This is a genomic window from Pseudomonas sp. WS 5532 (assembly GCF_012985445.1).
Classification (GTDB): domain Bacteria; phylum Pseudomonadota; class Gammaproteobacteria; order Pseudomonadales; family Pseudomonadaceae; genus Aquipseudomonas; species Aquipseudomonas edaphica.
The window spans coordinates 247,184-261,823 of record NZ_JAAQWK010000009.1 but is presented as its reverse complement, the minus strand read 5'-3'; the positions used below and the strand labels follow the sequence as shown (position 1 = coordinate 261,823).

Annotated in this window: 17 protein-coding genes; 4 read left to right on the top strand and 13 right to left on the bottom strand. The window is 62.5% G+C overall.

The features are described 5' to 3' along the window. Positions 1–317 precede the first annotated feature (317 nt). Positions 318–593, top strand: coding sequence for a DUF6124 family protein (locus HBO23_RS17810; protein WP_138454414.1), 276 nt, complete (start codon positions 318–320; stop codon positions 591–593). Between the two features lie 31 nt (positions 594–624). Here HBO23_RS17810 and HBO23_RS17805 read toward each other — a convergent pair whose 3' ends face one another. Further along, positions 625–1,527 carry a LysR family transcriptional regulator gene (locus HBO23_RS17805; RefSeq protein WP_170038997.1) on the bottom strand — a complete coding sequence of 301 codons (903 nt, stop codon included), beginning with the start codon at positions 1,525–1,527 and terminating at the stop codon, positions 625–627. Positions 1,528–1,637: 110 nt separating this feature from the next. Here HBO23_RS17805 and HBO23_RS17800 point away from each other — a divergent pair, with 110 nt between their 5' ends. Further along, positions 1,638–2,822, top strand: coding sequence for an MFS transporter (locus HBO23_RS17800; protein WP_170038995.1), 1,185 nt, complete (start codon positions 1,638–1,640; stop codon positions 2,820–2,822). A gap of 425 nt (positions 2,823–3,247) precedes the next feature. Here the strand turns inward: HBO23_RS17800 and HBO23_RS17795 are convergent, their stop codons facing one another. The 10 genes from HBO23_RS17795 to ccmA all read right to left on the bottom strand — a co-directional run bounded on the left by HBO23_RS17795 (position 3,248) and on the right by ccmA (position 10,594). Then, the gene (locus tag HBO23_RS17795; RefSeq protein ID WP_170038993.1) at positions 3,248–3,640 is read right to left on the bottom strand and encodes a hypothetical protein; all 393 of its coding nucleotides are present in this window, start codon (positions 3,638–3,640) and stop codon (positions 3,248–3,250) included. Between the two features lie 15 nt (positions 3,641–3,655). Next, complete coding sequence (gene ccmI, locus HBO23_RS17790; RefSeq protein ID WP_099549052.1) at positions 3,656–4,840, bottom strand: c-type cytochrome biogenesis protein CcmI; 1,185 nt, start codon at positions 4,838–4,840, stop codon at positions 3,656–3,658. Next, entirely contained in the window at positions 4,833–5,306 is a 474-nt protein-coding gene (locus HBO23_RS17785; protein WP_017136200.1) for a cytochrome c-type biogenesis protein, read from the bottom strand. The genes ccmI and HBO23_RS17785 overlap by 8 nt, the downstream gene beginning before the upstream one ends. Then, entirely contained in the window at positions 5,303–5,839 is a 537-nt protein-coding gene (locus HBO23_RS17780; protein WP_017136199.1) for a DsbE family thiol:disulfide interchange protein, read from the bottom strand. The genes HBO23_RS17785 and HBO23_RS17780 overlap by 4 nt, the downstream gene beginning before the upstream one ends. Beyond that, complete coding sequence (locus HBO23_RS17775; protein WP_017136198.1) at positions 5,836–7,824, bottom strand: heme lyase CcmF/NrfE family subunit; 1,989 nt, start codon at positions 7,822–7,824, stop codon at positions 5,836–5,838. The genes HBO23_RS17780 and HBO23_RS17775 overlap by 4 nt, the downstream gene beginning before the upstream one ends. Before the next feature lie 3 nt (positions 7,825–7,827). Beyond that, positions 7,828–8,283, bottom strand: a complete 456-nt coding sequence (gene ccmE / locus HBO23_RS17770) for a cytochrome c maturation protein CcmE (RefSeq protein ID WP_017136197.1) — start codon at positions 8,281–8,283, stop codon at positions 7,828–7,830. Further along, positions 8,280–8,456, bottom strand: a complete 177-nt coding sequence (ccmD, locus tag HBO23_RS17765; RefSeq protein WP_017136196.1) for a heme exporter protein CcmD — start codon at positions 8,454–8,456, stop codon at positions 8,280–8,282. Before ccmD ends, ccmE begins: the two co-directional genes overlap by 4 nt. After that, the gene (locus HBO23_RS17760; protein ID WP_138451783.1) at positions 8,453–9,208 is read right to left on the bottom strand and encodes a heme ABC transporter permease; all 756 of its coding nucleotides are present in this window, start codon (positions 9,206–9,208) and stop codon (positions 8,453–8,455) included. The genes ccmD and HBO23_RS17760 overlap by 4 nt, the downstream gene beginning before the upstream one ends. 85 nt (positions 9,209–9,293) lie before the next feature. Then, positions 9,294–9,962, bottom strand: a complete 669-nt coding sequence (gene ccmB / locus HBO23_RS17755) for a heme exporter protein CcmB (protein ID WP_014717701.1) — start codon at positions 9,960–9,962, stop codon at positions 9,294–9,296. After that, positions 9,959–10,594: a cytochrome c biogenesis heme-transporting ATPase CcmA gene (ccmA, locus tag HBO23_RS17750; RefSeq protein WP_138451781.1), complete on the bottom strand. Its 636-nt coding sequence runs from the start codon at positions 10,592–10,594 to the stop codon at positions 9,959–9,961. The genes ccmB and ccmA overlap by 4 nt, the downstream gene beginning before the upstream one ends. A gap of 200 nt (positions 10,595–10,794) precedes the next feature. Here ccmA and HBO23_RS17745 point away from each other — a divergent pair, with 200 nt between their 5' ends. Together HBO23_RS17745 and HBO23_RS17740 are read left to right on the top strand one after the other, a co-directional pair. Then, on the top strand, positions 10,795–12,372 hold the full coding sequence (locus tag HBO23_RS17745; RefSeq protein WP_170038991.1) for a flagellar hook-length control protein FliK: 1,578 nt from the start codon (positions 10,795–10,797) through the stop codon (positions 12,370–12,372). After that, on the top strand, positions 12,369–12,698 hold the full coding sequence (locus tag HBO23_RS17740) for an EscU/YscU/HrcU family type III secretion system export apparatus switch protein (RefSeq protein ID WP_017136191.1): 330 nt from the start codon (positions 12,369–12,371) through the stop codon (positions 12,696–12,698). The genes HBO23_RS17745 and HBO23_RS17740 overlap by 4 nt, the downstream gene beginning before the upstream one ends. Positions 12,699–12,816: 118 nt before the next feature. Here HBO23_RS17740 and glp read toward each other — a convergent pair whose 3' ends face one another. Then, positions 12,817–14,004 carry a gephyrin-like molybdotransferase Glp gene (gene glp, locus HBO23_RS17735; RefSeq protein ID WP_170039029.1) on the bottom strand — a complete coding sequence of 396 codons (1,188 nt, stop codon included), beginning with the start codon at positions 14,002–14,004 and terminating at the stop codon, positions 12,817–12,819. Between the two features lie 22 nt (positions 14,005–14,026). Beyond that, a complete protein-coding gene (gene moaB / locus HBO23_RS17730) occupies positions 14,027–14,566 on the bottom strand; it encodes a molybdenum cofactor biosynthesis protein B (RefSeq protein WP_017136189.1) in 540 nt (179 codons plus the stop codon). Positions 14,567–14,640: the final 74 nt, after the last annotated feature.

The window sequence follows — 14,640 nt, the reverse complement described above, 5'->3', positions numbered from 1 at the left end:
TGCGTGGGAATGCCGCCTGGGACGCTCTGCGTCCCGAAGCAGGCGAAGGTTTGCGCAACGGTGACGCAGAGCGTCACGGGATGCATTCCCACGCAGAGCGTGGGAACGATCGGTAGCCTGCGTATGGCTCTCTCTTCTTAGCAGCCCTCTTGTTAGGACATGCCCTACACAGATTTCGGGTTGCGTCCGAACATAGCTCACCGCTAACCTTCTCGAGTCGTTGCAAAATCAACGACCGGGTGTGGAAGCCCGAATGATCCAGGCGCCTTAGCGCCCACAGAAGTGAGCGCTTTTTTCATAACTCACGGAGTATCCGTATGAAAAAAGTAACGCCTAACCCAATATCGTCTACCCCGGATGAAACCTCACAAGCCACAAAGAACATCATCTTCACCGTCCGCCCCGGCCTCAGTACCGAAGTTGCCTTGAGCAATGCCAGCGAGATGCTGGAATCGGCGACGGTGTGTGCCTATGACTGTGCCGAGCATTTGGACGGTTCAAGCCGCAAACAGGTGCTGGCGGTGGTGCAGATGGTTGAGATTGCGCAGTTGTTGGTGGATCAAGCGCTGAATCGGGAGTGTCCCGTGGCCTGATGGCTGAGGCGATCTAGTGTGGGAGCGTACATCAGGGGATATTTGCGTCACGCACGCGCAGTCGCGGGGTGACGAAATCCAGGAAGGCGCGCACTTTCAACGGCAATGGCGCCTGCCCTTTATGCACCAGGCTGATGGGCAATGCCGCTGATTCATAGGGCTGCAACACCACCTGCAAATCACCCTTTTGCACTGCGTCCGCCACTTGATACGACAGCACTCGAATCACGCCAACACCCAGTGTTGCCGCCGTGATCGCCGCGTCCGCCGTGTTTACCGACAGCCGCGAATGCACGGGCACGGCCTGTTGCGCTTTACCCGCCCCAAACACCCAGGCGCCCACCGAGGACAGCACTTCAAAGGTGATGCAACTGTGGTCCGTCAGCGCCTGCGGCGTGGTCGGTTCGCCATGGGTTTGCAAATACCGAGGGCTGGCACACACCACCCGCCGCACCGTGCCGACTTGCAGCGCCTTGAGCGAACTGTCCGGCAGGTCACCAATGCGCACGGCCACATCGCACTGTTCTTCCATCAGGTGTACTACGCGGTCGGTGAGCATCAGGTTGACGCTGATCTCGGGGTATTGCGCCAGAAACTCCGCCACCACCGGCACGATATGCAGGCGCCCGAACACGATGGGCGCGGTCACCGTGAGCTCGCCTTTGGGAACGGCATATTCGCCGGTGGCGGCCCGTTCGGCTTCGCCGATCTCTTCGAGGATCCGCCGGCACGCCGCCAGATAGGAAGCGCCCACGTCCGTCAGCGACAACTGCCGCGTGGTGCGGTGCAGCAGCCGGGATTTCAGGTGAGCTTCCAGTTCCGCGACTTTACGGCTGACGGTGGCCAGCGGCATGCCCAACTGGCGCGCTGCCGCCGACAGGCTGCCCGCCTCCACCACCGCAACAAACACCGACATCGATTCAAGACGGTTCATAACGCCCTATCATTTTTTGGAAGGATGATTACCGATCCTAGGGGATTATCGATATAAACGCGACTGCGTAAGGTTGGCGACTCATCCCCCAGCGACATGAGGCAAACGCCATGACATCCGAGAATGCACCGCCGCGAGGCAAGATCATCATGATGGCGGTGATCGCCGGCGCGGTGGTCACCAACATTTACTGCACCCAGCCGGTGCTGCCGTTGATCGCCTCGGACATGGGCGTCGCAGTGTCGACGGTCAACCTGGTGGCAGGCGCAGCCTTGCTGGGGTTTGCCACCGGGTTGGCGTTTTTATTGCCCATGGGCGACCGCTTTGACCGGCGCAAGCTGGTACTCGGGCAGATTGCGCTGGCGTTCTGCTTTGCCTTGGCGGCGGCTTTTGCGCCGAGTATCTGGGCGTTGATCGGCGCCTCGTTCGGGCTGGGCGTGGTGTGTTGCGTTCCGCAGCAACTGGTGCCCTTTGCGGCAGTGATGTCGCAGCCCCACGAACGCGGGCGCAATGTGGGCACGGTGGTCAGCGGGATCATGTTGGGGATTTTGCTCGGCCGCACCATCAGTGGTGTGGTCGGTGAGGCGTATGGCTGGCGGGCGGTGTACGCCATGGAGGCGGCGTTCATGATCCCGGTGTGGTTTATCGCGGCGAGGCTACTGCCGGCGGGCGTGCCGAGTACGAACCTGTCCTACCCTCGGCTGCTGGCATCGCTGTGGCCGTTGATGCGCGATAACAGCCCGATTCGGCAATCAATGATGGTGCAGGCGTTGTTGTGGGCGTGCTTCAACGCGTTTTGGGTGAATTTGGCCGGGTTGCTCGCCAATGGACCGTGGCAGCTGGGCAGTGCCTGGGCCGGTGGTTTCGGGATTATCGGCGCAGTGGGTGCGTTCGCAGCGTCGTATGGCGGCCGGGCGGCGGACAAACTGGGTTGTCGCAAGGTGATCGGGGCCAGCGTGGGGATTGTGACCTTGGCGTTTTTGCTGCTGGCGGGGGCGCAGACCTCGCTGATCTTGCTGGTGCTGGGCGTAGTTGTGCTGGATATCGGTGTGCAGGCCGGGTTGGTGGCCAATCAGACGCGGGCGTTTGCGGTGGACCCCAAGGCGCAGGGGCGGATTAACAGTTTGTATATGACCGCGACGTTTGTGGGTGGAGCGGTTGGGGCGACGGTGAGTGGGTGGTTGATGGCGCAGTTTGGTTGGGTGGGGATTGTGGAATTTGGGGTGGTGTTGGGGGTGGTGGCTGGGGTGATTCACTGGCTCGGTGCGCCGCGCCAGGTTCGAGAACTGGCGTAAATCTCAGATCAAATGGAGATCAAAACTGTGGGAGCGGGCTTGCCCGCGATAGCGGTGGACCAGGCAATACCTAGGCAGCAGGTGTACCGCTATCGCAGGCAAGCCAGCTCCCACAGTGGATTGCATTTCAAGTCAGGTAACGCTCGTTCCCACGCTCTGCGTGGGAATGCCGCCTGGGACGCTCTGCGTCCCCAAGTGGGCCTGACGCAGAGCGTCACCGGATGCATTCCTTTGCTGCGCGTGGGAACGATCAAATTCGAACGATCAAAGGGGATCTACTGTGGGAGCTGGCTTGCCTGCGATGGCGGTGGGTCAGTTGGCAGATGGGTAGCTGATACACCGCTATCGCAGGCAAGCCAGCTCCCACAGGGGATTGCGTTTCAAGTCAGGAATAAAAAAGGCGACCTTTCAAAGGTCGCCTTTTGTTATTGCGCGTATTGCTTGCTCAACCCCGGCGGCACGCCATGCACATCGGTGTCTTCCCACGGCCCGTTCGGGCTGATGGAGCGGCTCCAGCCGTTGCTCCAGCGGTAGTAGGTGCGCTGGCGGTAGAAGGTGTCGGGCTGTTCGTCCAATACATACACCTGCATCTTGCCGTCCCAGTGGCTGGCGGCGCCCGGTGGAGGGGCGAAGGTCGGCGACTTGCTTGGCACAGGTTTCGGCGGCGGTGTTACCGGGCCGGAAGGCTTGGTGCTCGGTTGGGTCGACGGGCTAGACGGTGGGATGGTCGGGCCGGTGGGTGCGGGAGGCCGATGGACCGCACAAGCGCTCAGCCCCAATACCAGGCTGAGCAAGGTGATACGTGCAAATGCGGTCATAGGCGTTTCCTCGATTTACTTGTCCGGAGTGTCAATGGTCAGTTGCTGCAGCGCAGTGGTAGTGCTGGCCAAAGGTTGGCTGCGGCCGATCCACTCGCCAGTGGTCGGCTGACCGGCCCGGGATATGCGCGCAACCAGTTGGACTTCGGGGAAGTTCGACAGTTTCAACTGCGGCATCATTGCGTCCGCATCGCCCAGTTCGACGGTGACCGGCAGTTCAGCCACGGTGACACGCTTGGCTGCCAGCGGCGCAGGCGGGCCGTTTACCGCACGGGCGAAGATGAACACGCTGTCGGTGGGCAGGGCTTTGGCCTTTACCTCAGGTGCCAGGTCCACACGGACTTTCATCACGGTTTTTGCCGCGACGGTGCCACCGCTTTCCTTGAGCTTCTCGGCCGCGCGGTCGATACCGCCTTGCAGCGCGACACGGGAGTTGTCTTGCGCTGGCAACTGGGCCAACAGGCGGTTCCAGTAATCGATGGCTTCCTGATAACGCTGGCCTTCAAAGGCGGCGATACCCAGCAGGCCAAGGCTGGTGACTTCTTTGGGGTCGAGCTTCAAGGCTTCATCGGTCAGCGCCTGCACCTTGGGCGACCATTGTTTGTTGTCGGCAAAGTACTGCGCCTGGGCCCATTGGCCGAGCAGTTCGGGCTGGCGACCGGCGAGAGCGACGGTGCGCTCGAAGATTTTCGCGGCATCGGCGGAACGGTCCTGAGCCATGTAAGCGCGACCGAGGAAGTACAAGCCTTCCGCCGAGTCCGGCTGGGCGGCGGCGGCGCGCTCCAGGCGGCGGGTCATGTCTTGCATCGACACCGGCGGCTGGGAGAATTCGCGGGTCAGCTCGACCTTGTCGCTCGCCCCGTAATGCAGGTACAGCGCAACGCCCAGGACCGGCACGAGAAACGCCGCCAACAACGGCAGTGGTTTGCCCAGGCGCGATTCACGCGGCTTTTCCACGCCTTCGGTATCAGCCAGCAACTCACGCGCAGCCTCGGCGCGGCCGGTGTCGAGCTGGGCGGCATTCAGCACGCCTTCGTCCTGCTGCACTTGCAGCTCGGCTACGCGTTCCTGGTAGAGCGCCACGTTCAGTGCGGTGCGGTCCTCTTCACGCTGGGCACGGCGGCCGCGCAGTACAGGGATCAACAGAAAACTCAGGGCAATCAGGAGCAGCAACCCTGCTGCGAGCCAAAAATCAATCATCAGTCTTGGTGTCCAGCAATTGGTCGAGGCGTTTGCGTTCATCCGGGGAGAGCGCATCGGAACCATCAGTAGGCGCAGCGCGGCGACGGCGCACGATCACGGCCATCACCACCACGCCGGCCAGCAACAGCCCAGCGGGGCCGAACCAGAGCAACGCAGTCTTGCCGGTAAGGGCCGGTTTGTAGCGCACGAAATCACCGTAGCGGTCGACCATGAAGTCGATGATCTGCTGGTTGTCCTTGCCCTCCCCCAGCATGCGGAAAATCTCTTTGCGCAGGTCGGCGGCGATCGGGGCGTTGGAGTCGGCGATGTCCTGGTTCTGGCACTTGGGGCAGCGCAGTTCCTTGGTCAATTCGCGAAAACGCTCACGGTCACCGTCCTTGGCGAACTCGTAGGTGTCGATGGCCGCATGGGCGACGCCAACCAGTCCAAGTGCAAGAACCGCAGCGGCTAACAGACGCTTCATGGCTTGGCCTCATCGACCAGTGCCTGGTACTTGGCGGCCAGTTGCTCGCGCCAGACCACTTCGTCGATCACGCCAACATACTTGTCGCGGATCACGCCTTTGGCATCGATGAAGAAGGTTTCCGGCGCGCCGTATACACCGAGGTTGAGACCGAGGTTGCCGTCCTCATCGCGGATATCCAACTGGTAGGGGTTATGGAACTCGGCCAGCCACTTCAAGGCGGCAGCATTGTCGTCCTTGTAGTTGATGCCGTAGATCACCACGCCCTGCTCGGCCAGTTTGTTCAGTACCGGGTGTTCAACGCGGCAGGAAATGCACCAGGTGCCCCACACATTGACCAGCGCCGGTTTACCCAGCAGGTCGGCCTGGGTCAGGGTTTTGTCGCCCTGCACGGTCTTCAGGCTGAACGCAGGGAAGGGTTTACCGATCATCGCCGAGGGCAACTCGGCCGGATCGAGGTACAAGCCGCGATACAAGAACACTGCCATCACCAGAAAGGCCGCCAGCGGCAACACCATCAACCAACGCTTCATGCCGCCGCTCCTTGCAGGCCGAGGGCTTCACGCACACGGCTTTTGACCTTGACGCGATAACGCCGGTCCAGCGCGGCCAGCAACCCGCCGAAACCGGTGAGCAAACCGCCGAACCAGATCCAGCGCACAAACGGTTTGACGTGCACGCGCACCGCCCAGGCGCCGTCGCCCAGCGGCTCACCCAATGCCACATAGAGGTCACGGGTGAAACCGGCGTCGATACCCGCTTCGGTCATCATCGAGCTTTGCACGGTGTACAGGCGTTTCTCCGGGTGCAGCACCGCCACTTCCTTGCCGTTGCGCACGACACGAACAGTGCCTTTGTCGGACGTGAAGTTCGGGCCTTCGAAGTGCTTGGCGCCTTCGAAAATGAAGTGGTAACCGGCCAGGTCCATGGACTCACCCGGCGCCAGGCGCAGGTCGCGCTCAGCGCTGTTCTGGCTGGACAGCACCACGCCGAGGGCGCACACGGCGATGCCGATGTGGGCGACTTGCATGCCCCAGTAGCTGCGGGTCAACGTCGGCAAGCCTTTGATCAGGCCTTTGTGACGGGTCTTGTCGAAAATATCGCGAACGCCGGCCAGCAATACCCAGGCAGCCAGCAGGAAAGTGGCGAGCACCGCCCAATTGAAATCGCCGTAGGCGAACCCGGCGATCACTGCCAGGGCCACGCTGCCCAGCAGCACCGGCATCAGCATGCCGGCCAGCCATTTGACCGGCGTGTCTTTCCAGCGCACCAGCACACCAACGGCCATGACCACCATCAACAGGCCCATCAACGGGATAAACAACGCGTTGAAGTACGGCGGCCCGACGGACAGCTTGGCGCCGCTCAAAGCGTCCAGCACCAAGGGGTACAGGGTGCCGAGCAGGATCATCGACGCGGCCACCACCAGCACCAGGTTATTGCCCAGCAGCAGGGTTTCCCGCGACCACAGGTTAAAGCCGACCTGGCTCTTGACCACGGGTGCGCGCAACGCAAACAGGGTCAGCGAGCCACCGACTACAAACAGCAGGAAGATCAGGATGAACACGCCGCGCTCCGGGTCGGACGCAAACGCATGCACCGAGGTCAACACGCCCGAACGCACCAGGAAAGTACCCAGCAGGCTGAGGGAAAACGCGGCGATGGCCAGCAACACGGTCCAGCTTTTGAACACGCCGCGTTTTTCGGTGACGGCCAGCGAGTGAATCAGCGCGGTGCCCACCAGCCAGGGCATGAACGAGGCGTTTTCCACCGGGTCCCAGAACCACCAGCCGCCCCAGCCGAGTTCGTAGTAGGCCCACCACGAACCGAGGGTGATACCGATACCGAGGAACGCCCAGGCCACAATGGTCCATGGCCGCGACCAGCGCGCCCAGGCCGCATCGAGGCGCCCGCCGAGCAAGGCGGCGATGGCAAACGCAAAGGCCACGGAGAAACCGACGTAGCCCATGTAGAGCATCGGCGGGTGCACGATCAGGCCGATGTCTTGCAACAACGGGTTGAGGTCATGCCCATCCATCGGGATCTGCGGCAGGATGCGCGTGAACGGGTTGGAGGTCATGATCAAAAACAGCAGGAAGCCGATGCTGATCATGCCCATCACCGCCAACACGCGGGCCAGCATGACCTGCGGCAGTTGGCGCGAGAACACCGATACGGCAAAGGTCCAGCCGCCAAGGATCAAGGCCCACAGCAGCAACGAACCTTCGTGGGCGCCCCACACGGCGCTGAACTTGTAGTACCACGGCAGCGCGCTGTTGGAGTTATTGGCGACATAGGCGACGGAAAAGTCGTCGGTCATAAAGGCGTAGGTCAGGCAGCCAAACGCGAACACCAAAAAGGCAAACTGGCCCCAGGCGGCCGGCTGCGCCAGGCTCATCCACAGGCGGTCGCCGCGCCAGGCGCCGAGCAACGGCACCACGGCCTGGACGATGGCGAAGCACAGGGCGAGGATCATCGCCAACTGGCCCAGCTCCGGAATAAACAGTGCGGACGTCATGGCTTAGCCCTCCTTGGCAGGTGCTGGGGCCGATTGGCCGCTGTCTTTCAACGCCTTGGTCACTTCCGGCGGCATGTACTTCTCATCGTGCTTGGCGAGTACTTCATCGGCCACCACCACGCCGTCGGCGTTGAGCTTGCCCAGGGCGACGATGCCCTGGCCTTCACGGAACAGGTCCGGGAGGATGCCGCGATAGGTGATGGTCACGGCTTTGTTGAAGTCGGTGACCACAAAGGTCACGTCAAGGGAATCACCGGAACGCTTCAAGGAGCCCTTCTCGACCATGCCGCCGGCGCGGATGCGCGTGTCGACAGGCGCTTCGCCATTGGCGATCTGGGTCGGGGTGTAGAACAGGTTGATGTTCTGCTGCAAGGCGCTCAGGGCCAGGGTCACGGCAATGCCGACGCCGGCCATGATGGCGAGGATGATCAACAGACGCTTTCTACGCAGCGGATTCACTTATCGGTCTCCCGGCGCAAACGACGCGCCTCTTGTTGCAGGTAACGCTTGCGGGCCAGGATCGGCGCGGCAACGTTGAGGGCCAGCACTGCCAGGCAGATGCCATAGGCCGTCCAGACATACAGGCCGTGATGGCCCATGGCGAGAAATTCACTGAACGAGTTGAAGTTCATCCGCGCGCTTCCAGGCTGTTTTGCACTTCGGTCTTGACCCAACTGGTGCGGGCTTCACGTTTGAGCACTTCGAGGCGCATGCGCATCAGCAGCACGGCGCCGAAGAAGCAGTAGAACCCCAGCACCATCAGCAGCAGCGGCGCCCACATTTCCACGGGCATCGCCGGTTTTTCGGTGAGGGTGAAGGTGGCGCCCTGGTGCAGAGTGTTCCACCACTCCACCGAGTATTTGATGATCGGGATGTTGATTACGCCGACAATCGCCAGCACCGCACAGGCCTTGGCCGCGCTGTCGCGGTTGCTGATGGCATTGCCCAGGGCGATGAGGCCGAAGTACAGGAACAGCAGGATCAGCATGGAGGTCAGTCGCGCATCCCACACCCACCACGAACCCCAGGTGGGTTTGCCCCAGATCGCGCCGGTGACCAGCGCCACGGCGGTCATCCAGGCGCCGATGGGCGCGGCGCATTGCAGGGCCACGTCGGCCAGTTTCATCTTCCACACCAGCCCGACGATGCCGCACACCGCCAGCATCACATAGCAGGACTGGGCCAGCATGGCGGCGGGCACGTGGATATAGATGATGCGAAAGCTGTTGCCTTGCTGGTAGTCCGGCGGCGCGAAGGCCAGGCCCCAGACCAGGCCGATGCCGATCAGCAAAATGGCGGCGATGCTCAACCACGGCAGCAATTTGCCGCTGATGCCGTAAAACCATTTGGGCGAGCCGAGCTTGTGAAACCAGGTCCAGTTCATTGCTGTTTCCATCACGGTGGCTGTGCGTCATTGCGCAAAGCTCAGGGTCTTTACTGGCCAAGGCATAACACTTGGCCAGACCTCATTATTCGCCGACGCTGATCTTCAGGCCAGCCGCTATAGCAAAGGGTGTCAGGGTTACCGCCAGGGCGGTCAGGCTGCCAAGCCACAGGAGGTAACCGGTCGCCGGCATGCCCATGAGCGCGGCCTGCAAGGCGCCGCTGCCCAGGATCAACACCGGGATGTACAAAGGCAGAATCAGCAGGGCCAGCAACAGGCCACCCCGCTTCAAACCGACGGTCAACGCTGCGCCCACCGCCCCCAACAGGCTGAGCACCGGCGTACCGAGTAACAAGGACAGGAGCAACACCGGCAGGCACTCAACGGGCAAGCCGAGCATCATCGCCAGCAGCGGCGAGAGCAATACTAGCGCCAAGCCGGAAAAAACCCAGTGTGCCAGCACCTTGGCCAGTACCAGAAGTGGCAAGGGGTGCGACGAAAGGACCCACTGTTCGAGGGAACCGTCTTCAAAATCACTGCGAAACAGCCCGTCCAGCGAGAGCAGCACCGATAAAAGCGCGGCCACCCACACCAGTCCCGGGGACAAGGTTTGCAACAGTTTAGTCTCGGGGCCGACTGCCAGCGGGAACAGCGCGATGACGATGGCGAAAAATACCAAGGGATTGGCCAATTCAGCCGGGCGACGGCACAACAGGCGGGCTTCACGGGCGACTAACAGCGCGAACACACTCATGCCGACCACCGCCCTAAATCCAGGTCGCGGTAACCGGCGGGCCTGCGCGCCAGCGTGTGGTGGGTGGTGAGCAGCACCAGGCCACCCTGTTCACAGTGCTGTGCCAGGTGTTCTTCGAGTTGGGCGACGCCCTGCTTGTCGAGGGCGGTGAAGGGTTCGTCGAGAATCCACAGCGGCGGGCCAGGCAGATACAAACGTGCCAGCGCCACGCGGCGCTGCTGGCCGGCGGACAAGGTGTGGCAAGGGACATCTTCGAAGCCTTTAAGGCCAACAGCGGCCAAGGCTTGCCAGATGGCATCGCGGGGCGCCGGATGATGCAGGGCGCTGAGCCAGCTGAGGTTTTCTTCCGGCGTGAGCACGTCCTTGATGCCGGCGGCGTGGCCGATCCAGATCAGGTTGCGCGCAAGCTCGGTGCGTTGTTCGTTGAGGGGCTTGCCGTTGAGTCGAACCTCACCGGCCGTCGGCTGCATCAACCCGGCCAGCAGGCGCAGCAAACTGGTCTTGCCGCTGCCATTGGGGCCGCTGATCTGCACCATGTCGCCGCCCGCCAGCCGCAGTTCGAGGTGCTCGAACAGCAGGCGCAGGTCGCGTTCACAGGCAAGCGCTACGGCTTCTAGAAGAGGGCTGGTCAAAAGATCGCGGGCCTTTACGGTTCAAGTCGGCGGTGCAGCGGCCGTTATAGAGAAGTGCACAATAACGGCTTTGGCGACCGATTTTAGAGAGCTGGATCAAATAGTTGTGAGGTTTTTACCGCTCTCTTTGCAGACGGGCGGCATTATACATGTGATGCCCTACTCTAAAGAGGGCAATTTCCCCAGAGACGACGCGCACGATGACCGGTGAGATCAACCTTCCTACGCTGCCGCCAGCACCGACGCCCGGGCCTGCCCCGCTGCCGCCGACCGGCGAGTTGTTGAAACTGCTGGAGCCGCAGACCGGCCTGATCGACCCTGGCAAAACCGCGAACGCCGAGGTGATAGCGCTTAAACAAGGCGGCGATGCATTTCAGCTGTTGCTCAAGTTGACCCTCGAAAGCGGCCGCCAGACATTGGTACAGGCCAGCAGCGCCCAGCCGTTGCCGCTGGGCAGCAACGTGGCGGTGAGCCAGACGCCGACCGGCAACCTGACCATCACCTTGCAGCAAGCCCTGAGCGCCAATGTGGCCGCCCTGACCCGCATCGACACCACGCAACTGCCGGTGGGCACGCTGTTGCAGGCCAAGGTGCTGACCACCCAGATGCTGCCGCAAGGCACCGCGCAACCGGCGATCTATCGCTCATTGGTCAGCGTACTCAATAACGCCCTGGCCGGCACCACGTTGAGTCTGGAAAGCCCGCAGCCGCTGCGGGTCGGCAGCTTGCTCAGCGCCGTGGTGCAAAATGCGCAAACCCTGAATTTCGTGCCGTTGAGCGGGCTGAAGGATCAACTGGCCGTGGCGCAACAGCTGTCGACCCAGCAAAGTCGACAAGGCTCGCTGGATGTGCTGTTCAACGCGCTGCAAAGCCTGCCTACCGATGACACCACCTCCAGCGACCTGCGCGCCGCCGCCGCGCGCTTGCTCAACGCCCTGCCCGACCTGGCTCAAGTCAGCAACCCCAAGGTGCTGGCGCAGTTGGTACAAAGTAGCGGCGTGTTTCTTGAAGCCAAACTGCTGGCCGGGCAAGACCCGCAAGTGCCACCGCTGGACATGAAAGGCAGCCTGCTGCGGCTGGTCGCCGAACTGCTGCCCGCCCTGCCCGCCGCCACTAATCTGAACGCCATCCTCGCCGCCAATACCCTGGCCCAGGTACTGCCCAACTTCGTGCGCAACCCGCTCAGCACCCTCGGCCAGATCGGCGCACGACAAGCCCCGGCGGGCTTTCCGCTGCCGGACCGGCTGATGGCCAAACTTGCAGGCGAAGGCGACCTGGAAAACCTGCTGCGCCTGGCCGCCGGGGCCATTTCCCGGCTGCAAAGCCACCAGTTATCGAGCCTGGAGCAAACCGGCACTACCGCCGATGGCCGCCTGCAAACCACTTGGCAGCTGGAAATCCCCATGCGCACCTTGCAGGACATTGTGCCGTTGCAGGTCAAGTTCCAGCGTGAAGAACCGCCGCCGGACAAGGACCAACCGGAGCGCAAGGAAAAGAAAGACCCCAAGCAAATGCTCTGGCGCGTCGAGCTGGCCTTCGACATGGAGCCGCTGGGGCCGTTGCAGGTGCAGGCGCAACTGACCCAGGGCAAATTGTCCAGCCAGCTGTGGGCCTCGCGCCCGTTTACCGCCAGCCTGATCGAAAGCCATTTGGGCAGCTTGCGCGAGCGCCTGGTGACCTCGGGCATCAATGTCGGCGACCTGGACTGCCACCTCGGTACGCCGCCACGTGGGCCACGAACCGGATTGGAGCAACGCTGGGTGGATGAAACCGCATGAAAAACTCCCTTCCGCCACGCCAGGCGATTGCCCTCAAGTACGACGGCCAGCAAGCGCCAACCCTGACGGCCAAGGGCGACGATGCCCTGGCCGAAGCCATTTTGAAGTTGGCGCGGGAAAATGAAGTGCCGATCTATGAGAATGCCGAGCTAGTGAAACTGCTGGCGCGCATGGAATTGGGCGACAGCATCCCGGAGGAGCTGTACCGCACGGTGGCCGAGATTATTGCGTTTGCGTGGACGCTCAAGGGCAAATTCCCGGTGGGCTATGACCCGAATGCCGAGCCGATGGAGCGGGATGTGACTGCGCGTGGGGATGATTACTAGCTACACGCAAATCCAAATGTGGGAGCTGGCTTGCCTGCGATGGCATCAACCGGGTGTACCTGACACTCCGAGGTGTCTGCATCGCAGGCAAGCCAGCTCCCACAGTCGGTCTCTATTGTCAGTTCAGGACTTCACTCAAGGGAATGAAATTGACGCGGTCGCCAATATCGAGTGTCGTCCCCTCCAACACCTCCACAAACCCTTCGGCCCACGCCGCGCTGCGTAGCACGCCGGAGCTCTGGTTGCGGTAGATAATCGCCCGGCCCTGCTCGATACGCCCGCGCAGGTACTCGCGGCGGTTGCCCGGCTGAGGCCACACGAACCCCACCGGCACTTCGAAGCGCAGCGGCGCCACGTCCTGCACGCCTTGGCGGCGCAGCAGATAGGGCCGGGCCAGCAGCGCAAAGGTCACCAAAGTCGACGCCGGGTTGCCGGGCAGGCCAATCACCGGCACACCGCGAAAGTGCCCGAAGGTCAGCGGTTTGCCCGGCTTGATCGCAAGTTTCCACAGGGCCAGTTCGCCCTCTTCGCGCAGGGCGATGCCGAGAAAGTCCGCCTCGCCGACCGAGACACCGCCGGTGGACAGGATCAGGTCGACACTGCCCAGGCTTGCCAGGCGTGTGCGGGTCTTTTCCAGGTCATCCGGAAGAATCCCGGCATCGATCACTTCACAGCCCATGCGCACAAGCCAGCTGCACAACACACGCCGGTTGCTGTTGTAGATCTGCCCCGGCCCCAGCGGCAGGCCGGGTTCGATCAGTTCATCGCCGGTGGACAGCACGGCCACGCGTACCCGGCGCACCACACTTAAACAGTCATGCCCGAGGGAAGCAGCCAGGCCCAGCTCTATCGGGCCAAGCCGGGTGCCTGCGTTTAGCACCAACTCGCCGACCGTGGTTTCCTGGCCTTGGGGGCGGATGTTCTGGCCGGCCCGCAAGCGCTCGGTGAAGCTCACGCGGTCGTCGGCGTGGACCACGGCGTTTTCCTGCATCTGCACACAATCGGCGCCTTCGGGCACCGGCGCGCCGGTAAAGATGCGCGCGCAAGTGCCGGCCGCCAGTGGCTGCGGTGCCTGGCCGGCGAAGATGCGCTGGCTCACGGGCAGCGGCTCGCCGGTCCAATCCGACAGGCGCAGGGCGTAACCGTCCATGGCGCTGTTGGGCCAGGGCGGCAGGTCGAGGGTGGAGACCAAATCTTGCGCCAATACGCGGCCATCACACTCGGCCAAGGGCTGCACGTCGTGCTCGCGAATCGGCGTTGCTTCAGCCATGTCCAGTAGTTGCTGCAGCGCTTGTTCCACCGGCATCAGTGCACCGGACTTGCCAGGCTTATCCACGGGATTCGCAGGGTTCGGCCTGCTTCAGGTGCGGCACAAAGTTGCACGGGCGGTGGCGGTTATCCAGTTGCTCGGCAAGGATGCCATCCCAACCGGTGCGCACCGCGTTGGTCGAACCCGGCAGGCAGCAGACCAGCGTGCCATTGGCCAGGCCGGCCAGGGCGCGTGATTGGACGGTGGAGGTGCCGATATCAGCCACGGAGATCTGGCGGAACAGTTCGCCAAAACCATCGACCTGCTTGTCCAGCAGGCAGCTGACGGCTTCGGGCGTGCTGTCGCGGCCGGTGAAGCCGGTGCCGCCGGTGATCAGCACCACTTGCACCACGTCTTCGGCGATCCAGTGGGCGACCTGGGCGCGGATTTTGTACAGGTCGTCCTTGAGCAGTACGCGCTCGGCCAGGTTGTGGCCGGCGGCGGCCAGGCGATCGACGAAGACCTGGCCGGAGGTGTCGGTGTCCAGGGTGCGGGTGTCGCTGACAGTCAGCACAGCGATATTGAGGGGTACGAAGGGCGCATCAGCCTTGGCTTTCATGGCTTGGTCCGGTTGTCGAATGAACAGCCCGATGTTATATCACAGGCCCCTATTTGCCTGCCGCTGCGGAACCA

Bases quoted from the DNA above. Each gene is read 5' to 3' on its own strand.
- HBO23_RS17810 (WP_138454414.1), top strand. From the start codon at position 318: ATGAAAAAAGTAACGCCTAACCCAATATCGTCTACCCCGGATGAAACC.
- HBO23_RS17805 (WP_170038997.1), bottom strand. From the start codon at position 1,527: ATGAACCGTCTTGAATCGATGTCGGTGTTTGTTGCGGTGGTGGAGGCG.
- HBO23_RS17800 (WP_170038995.1), top strand. From the start codon at position 1,638: ATGACATCCGAGAATGCACCGCCGCGAGGCAAGATCATCATGATGGCG.
- HBO23_RS17795 (WP_170038993.1), bottom strand. From the start codon at position 3,640: ATGACCGCATTTGCACGTATCACCTTGCTCAGCCTGGTATTGGGGCTG.
- ccmI (WP_099549052.1), bottom strand. From the start codon at position 4,840: ATGATTGATTTTTGGCTCGCAGCAGGGTTGCTGCTCCTGATTGCCCTG.
- HBO23_RS17785 (WP_017136200.1), bottom strand. From the start codon at position 5,306: ATGAAGCGTCTGTTAGCCGCTGCGGTTCTTGCACTTGGACTGGTTGGC.
- HBO23_RS17780 (WP_017136199.1), bottom strand. From the start codon at position 5,839: ATGAAGCGTTGGTTGATGGTGTTGCCGCTGGCGGCCTTTCTGGTGATG.
- HBO23_RS17775 (WP_017136198.1), bottom strand. From the start codon at position 7,824: ATGACGTCCGCACTGTTTATTCCGGAGCTGGGCCAGTTGGCGATGATC.
- ccmD (WP_017136196.1), bottom strand. From the start codon at position 8,456: ATGAACTTCAACTCGTTCAGTGAATTTCTCGCCATGGGCCATCACGGC.
- HBO23_RS17760 (WP_138451783.1), bottom strand. From the start codon at position 9,208: ATGAACTGGACCTGGTTTCACAAGCTCGGCTCGCCCAAATGGTTTTAC.
- ccmB (WP_014717701.1), bottom strand. From the start codon at position 9,962: ATGAGTGTGTTCGCGCTGTTAGTCGCCCGTGAAGCCCGCCTGTTGTGC.
- HBO23_RS17745 (WP_170038991.1), top strand. From the start codon at position 10,795: ATGACCGGTGAGATCAACCTTCCTACGCTGCCGCCAGCACCGACGCCC.
- HBO23_RS17740 (WP_017136191.1), top strand. From the start codon at position 12,369: ATGAAAAACTCCCTTCCGCCACGCCAGGCGATTGCCCTCAAGTACGAC.
- glp (WP_170039029.1), bottom strand. From the start codon at position 14,004: ATGCCGGTGGAACAAGCGCTGCAGCAACTACTGGACATGGCTGAAGCA.
- moaB (WP_017136189.1), bottom strand. From the start codon at position 14,566: ATGAAAGCCAAGGCTGATGCGCCCTTCGTACCCCTCAATATCGCTGTG.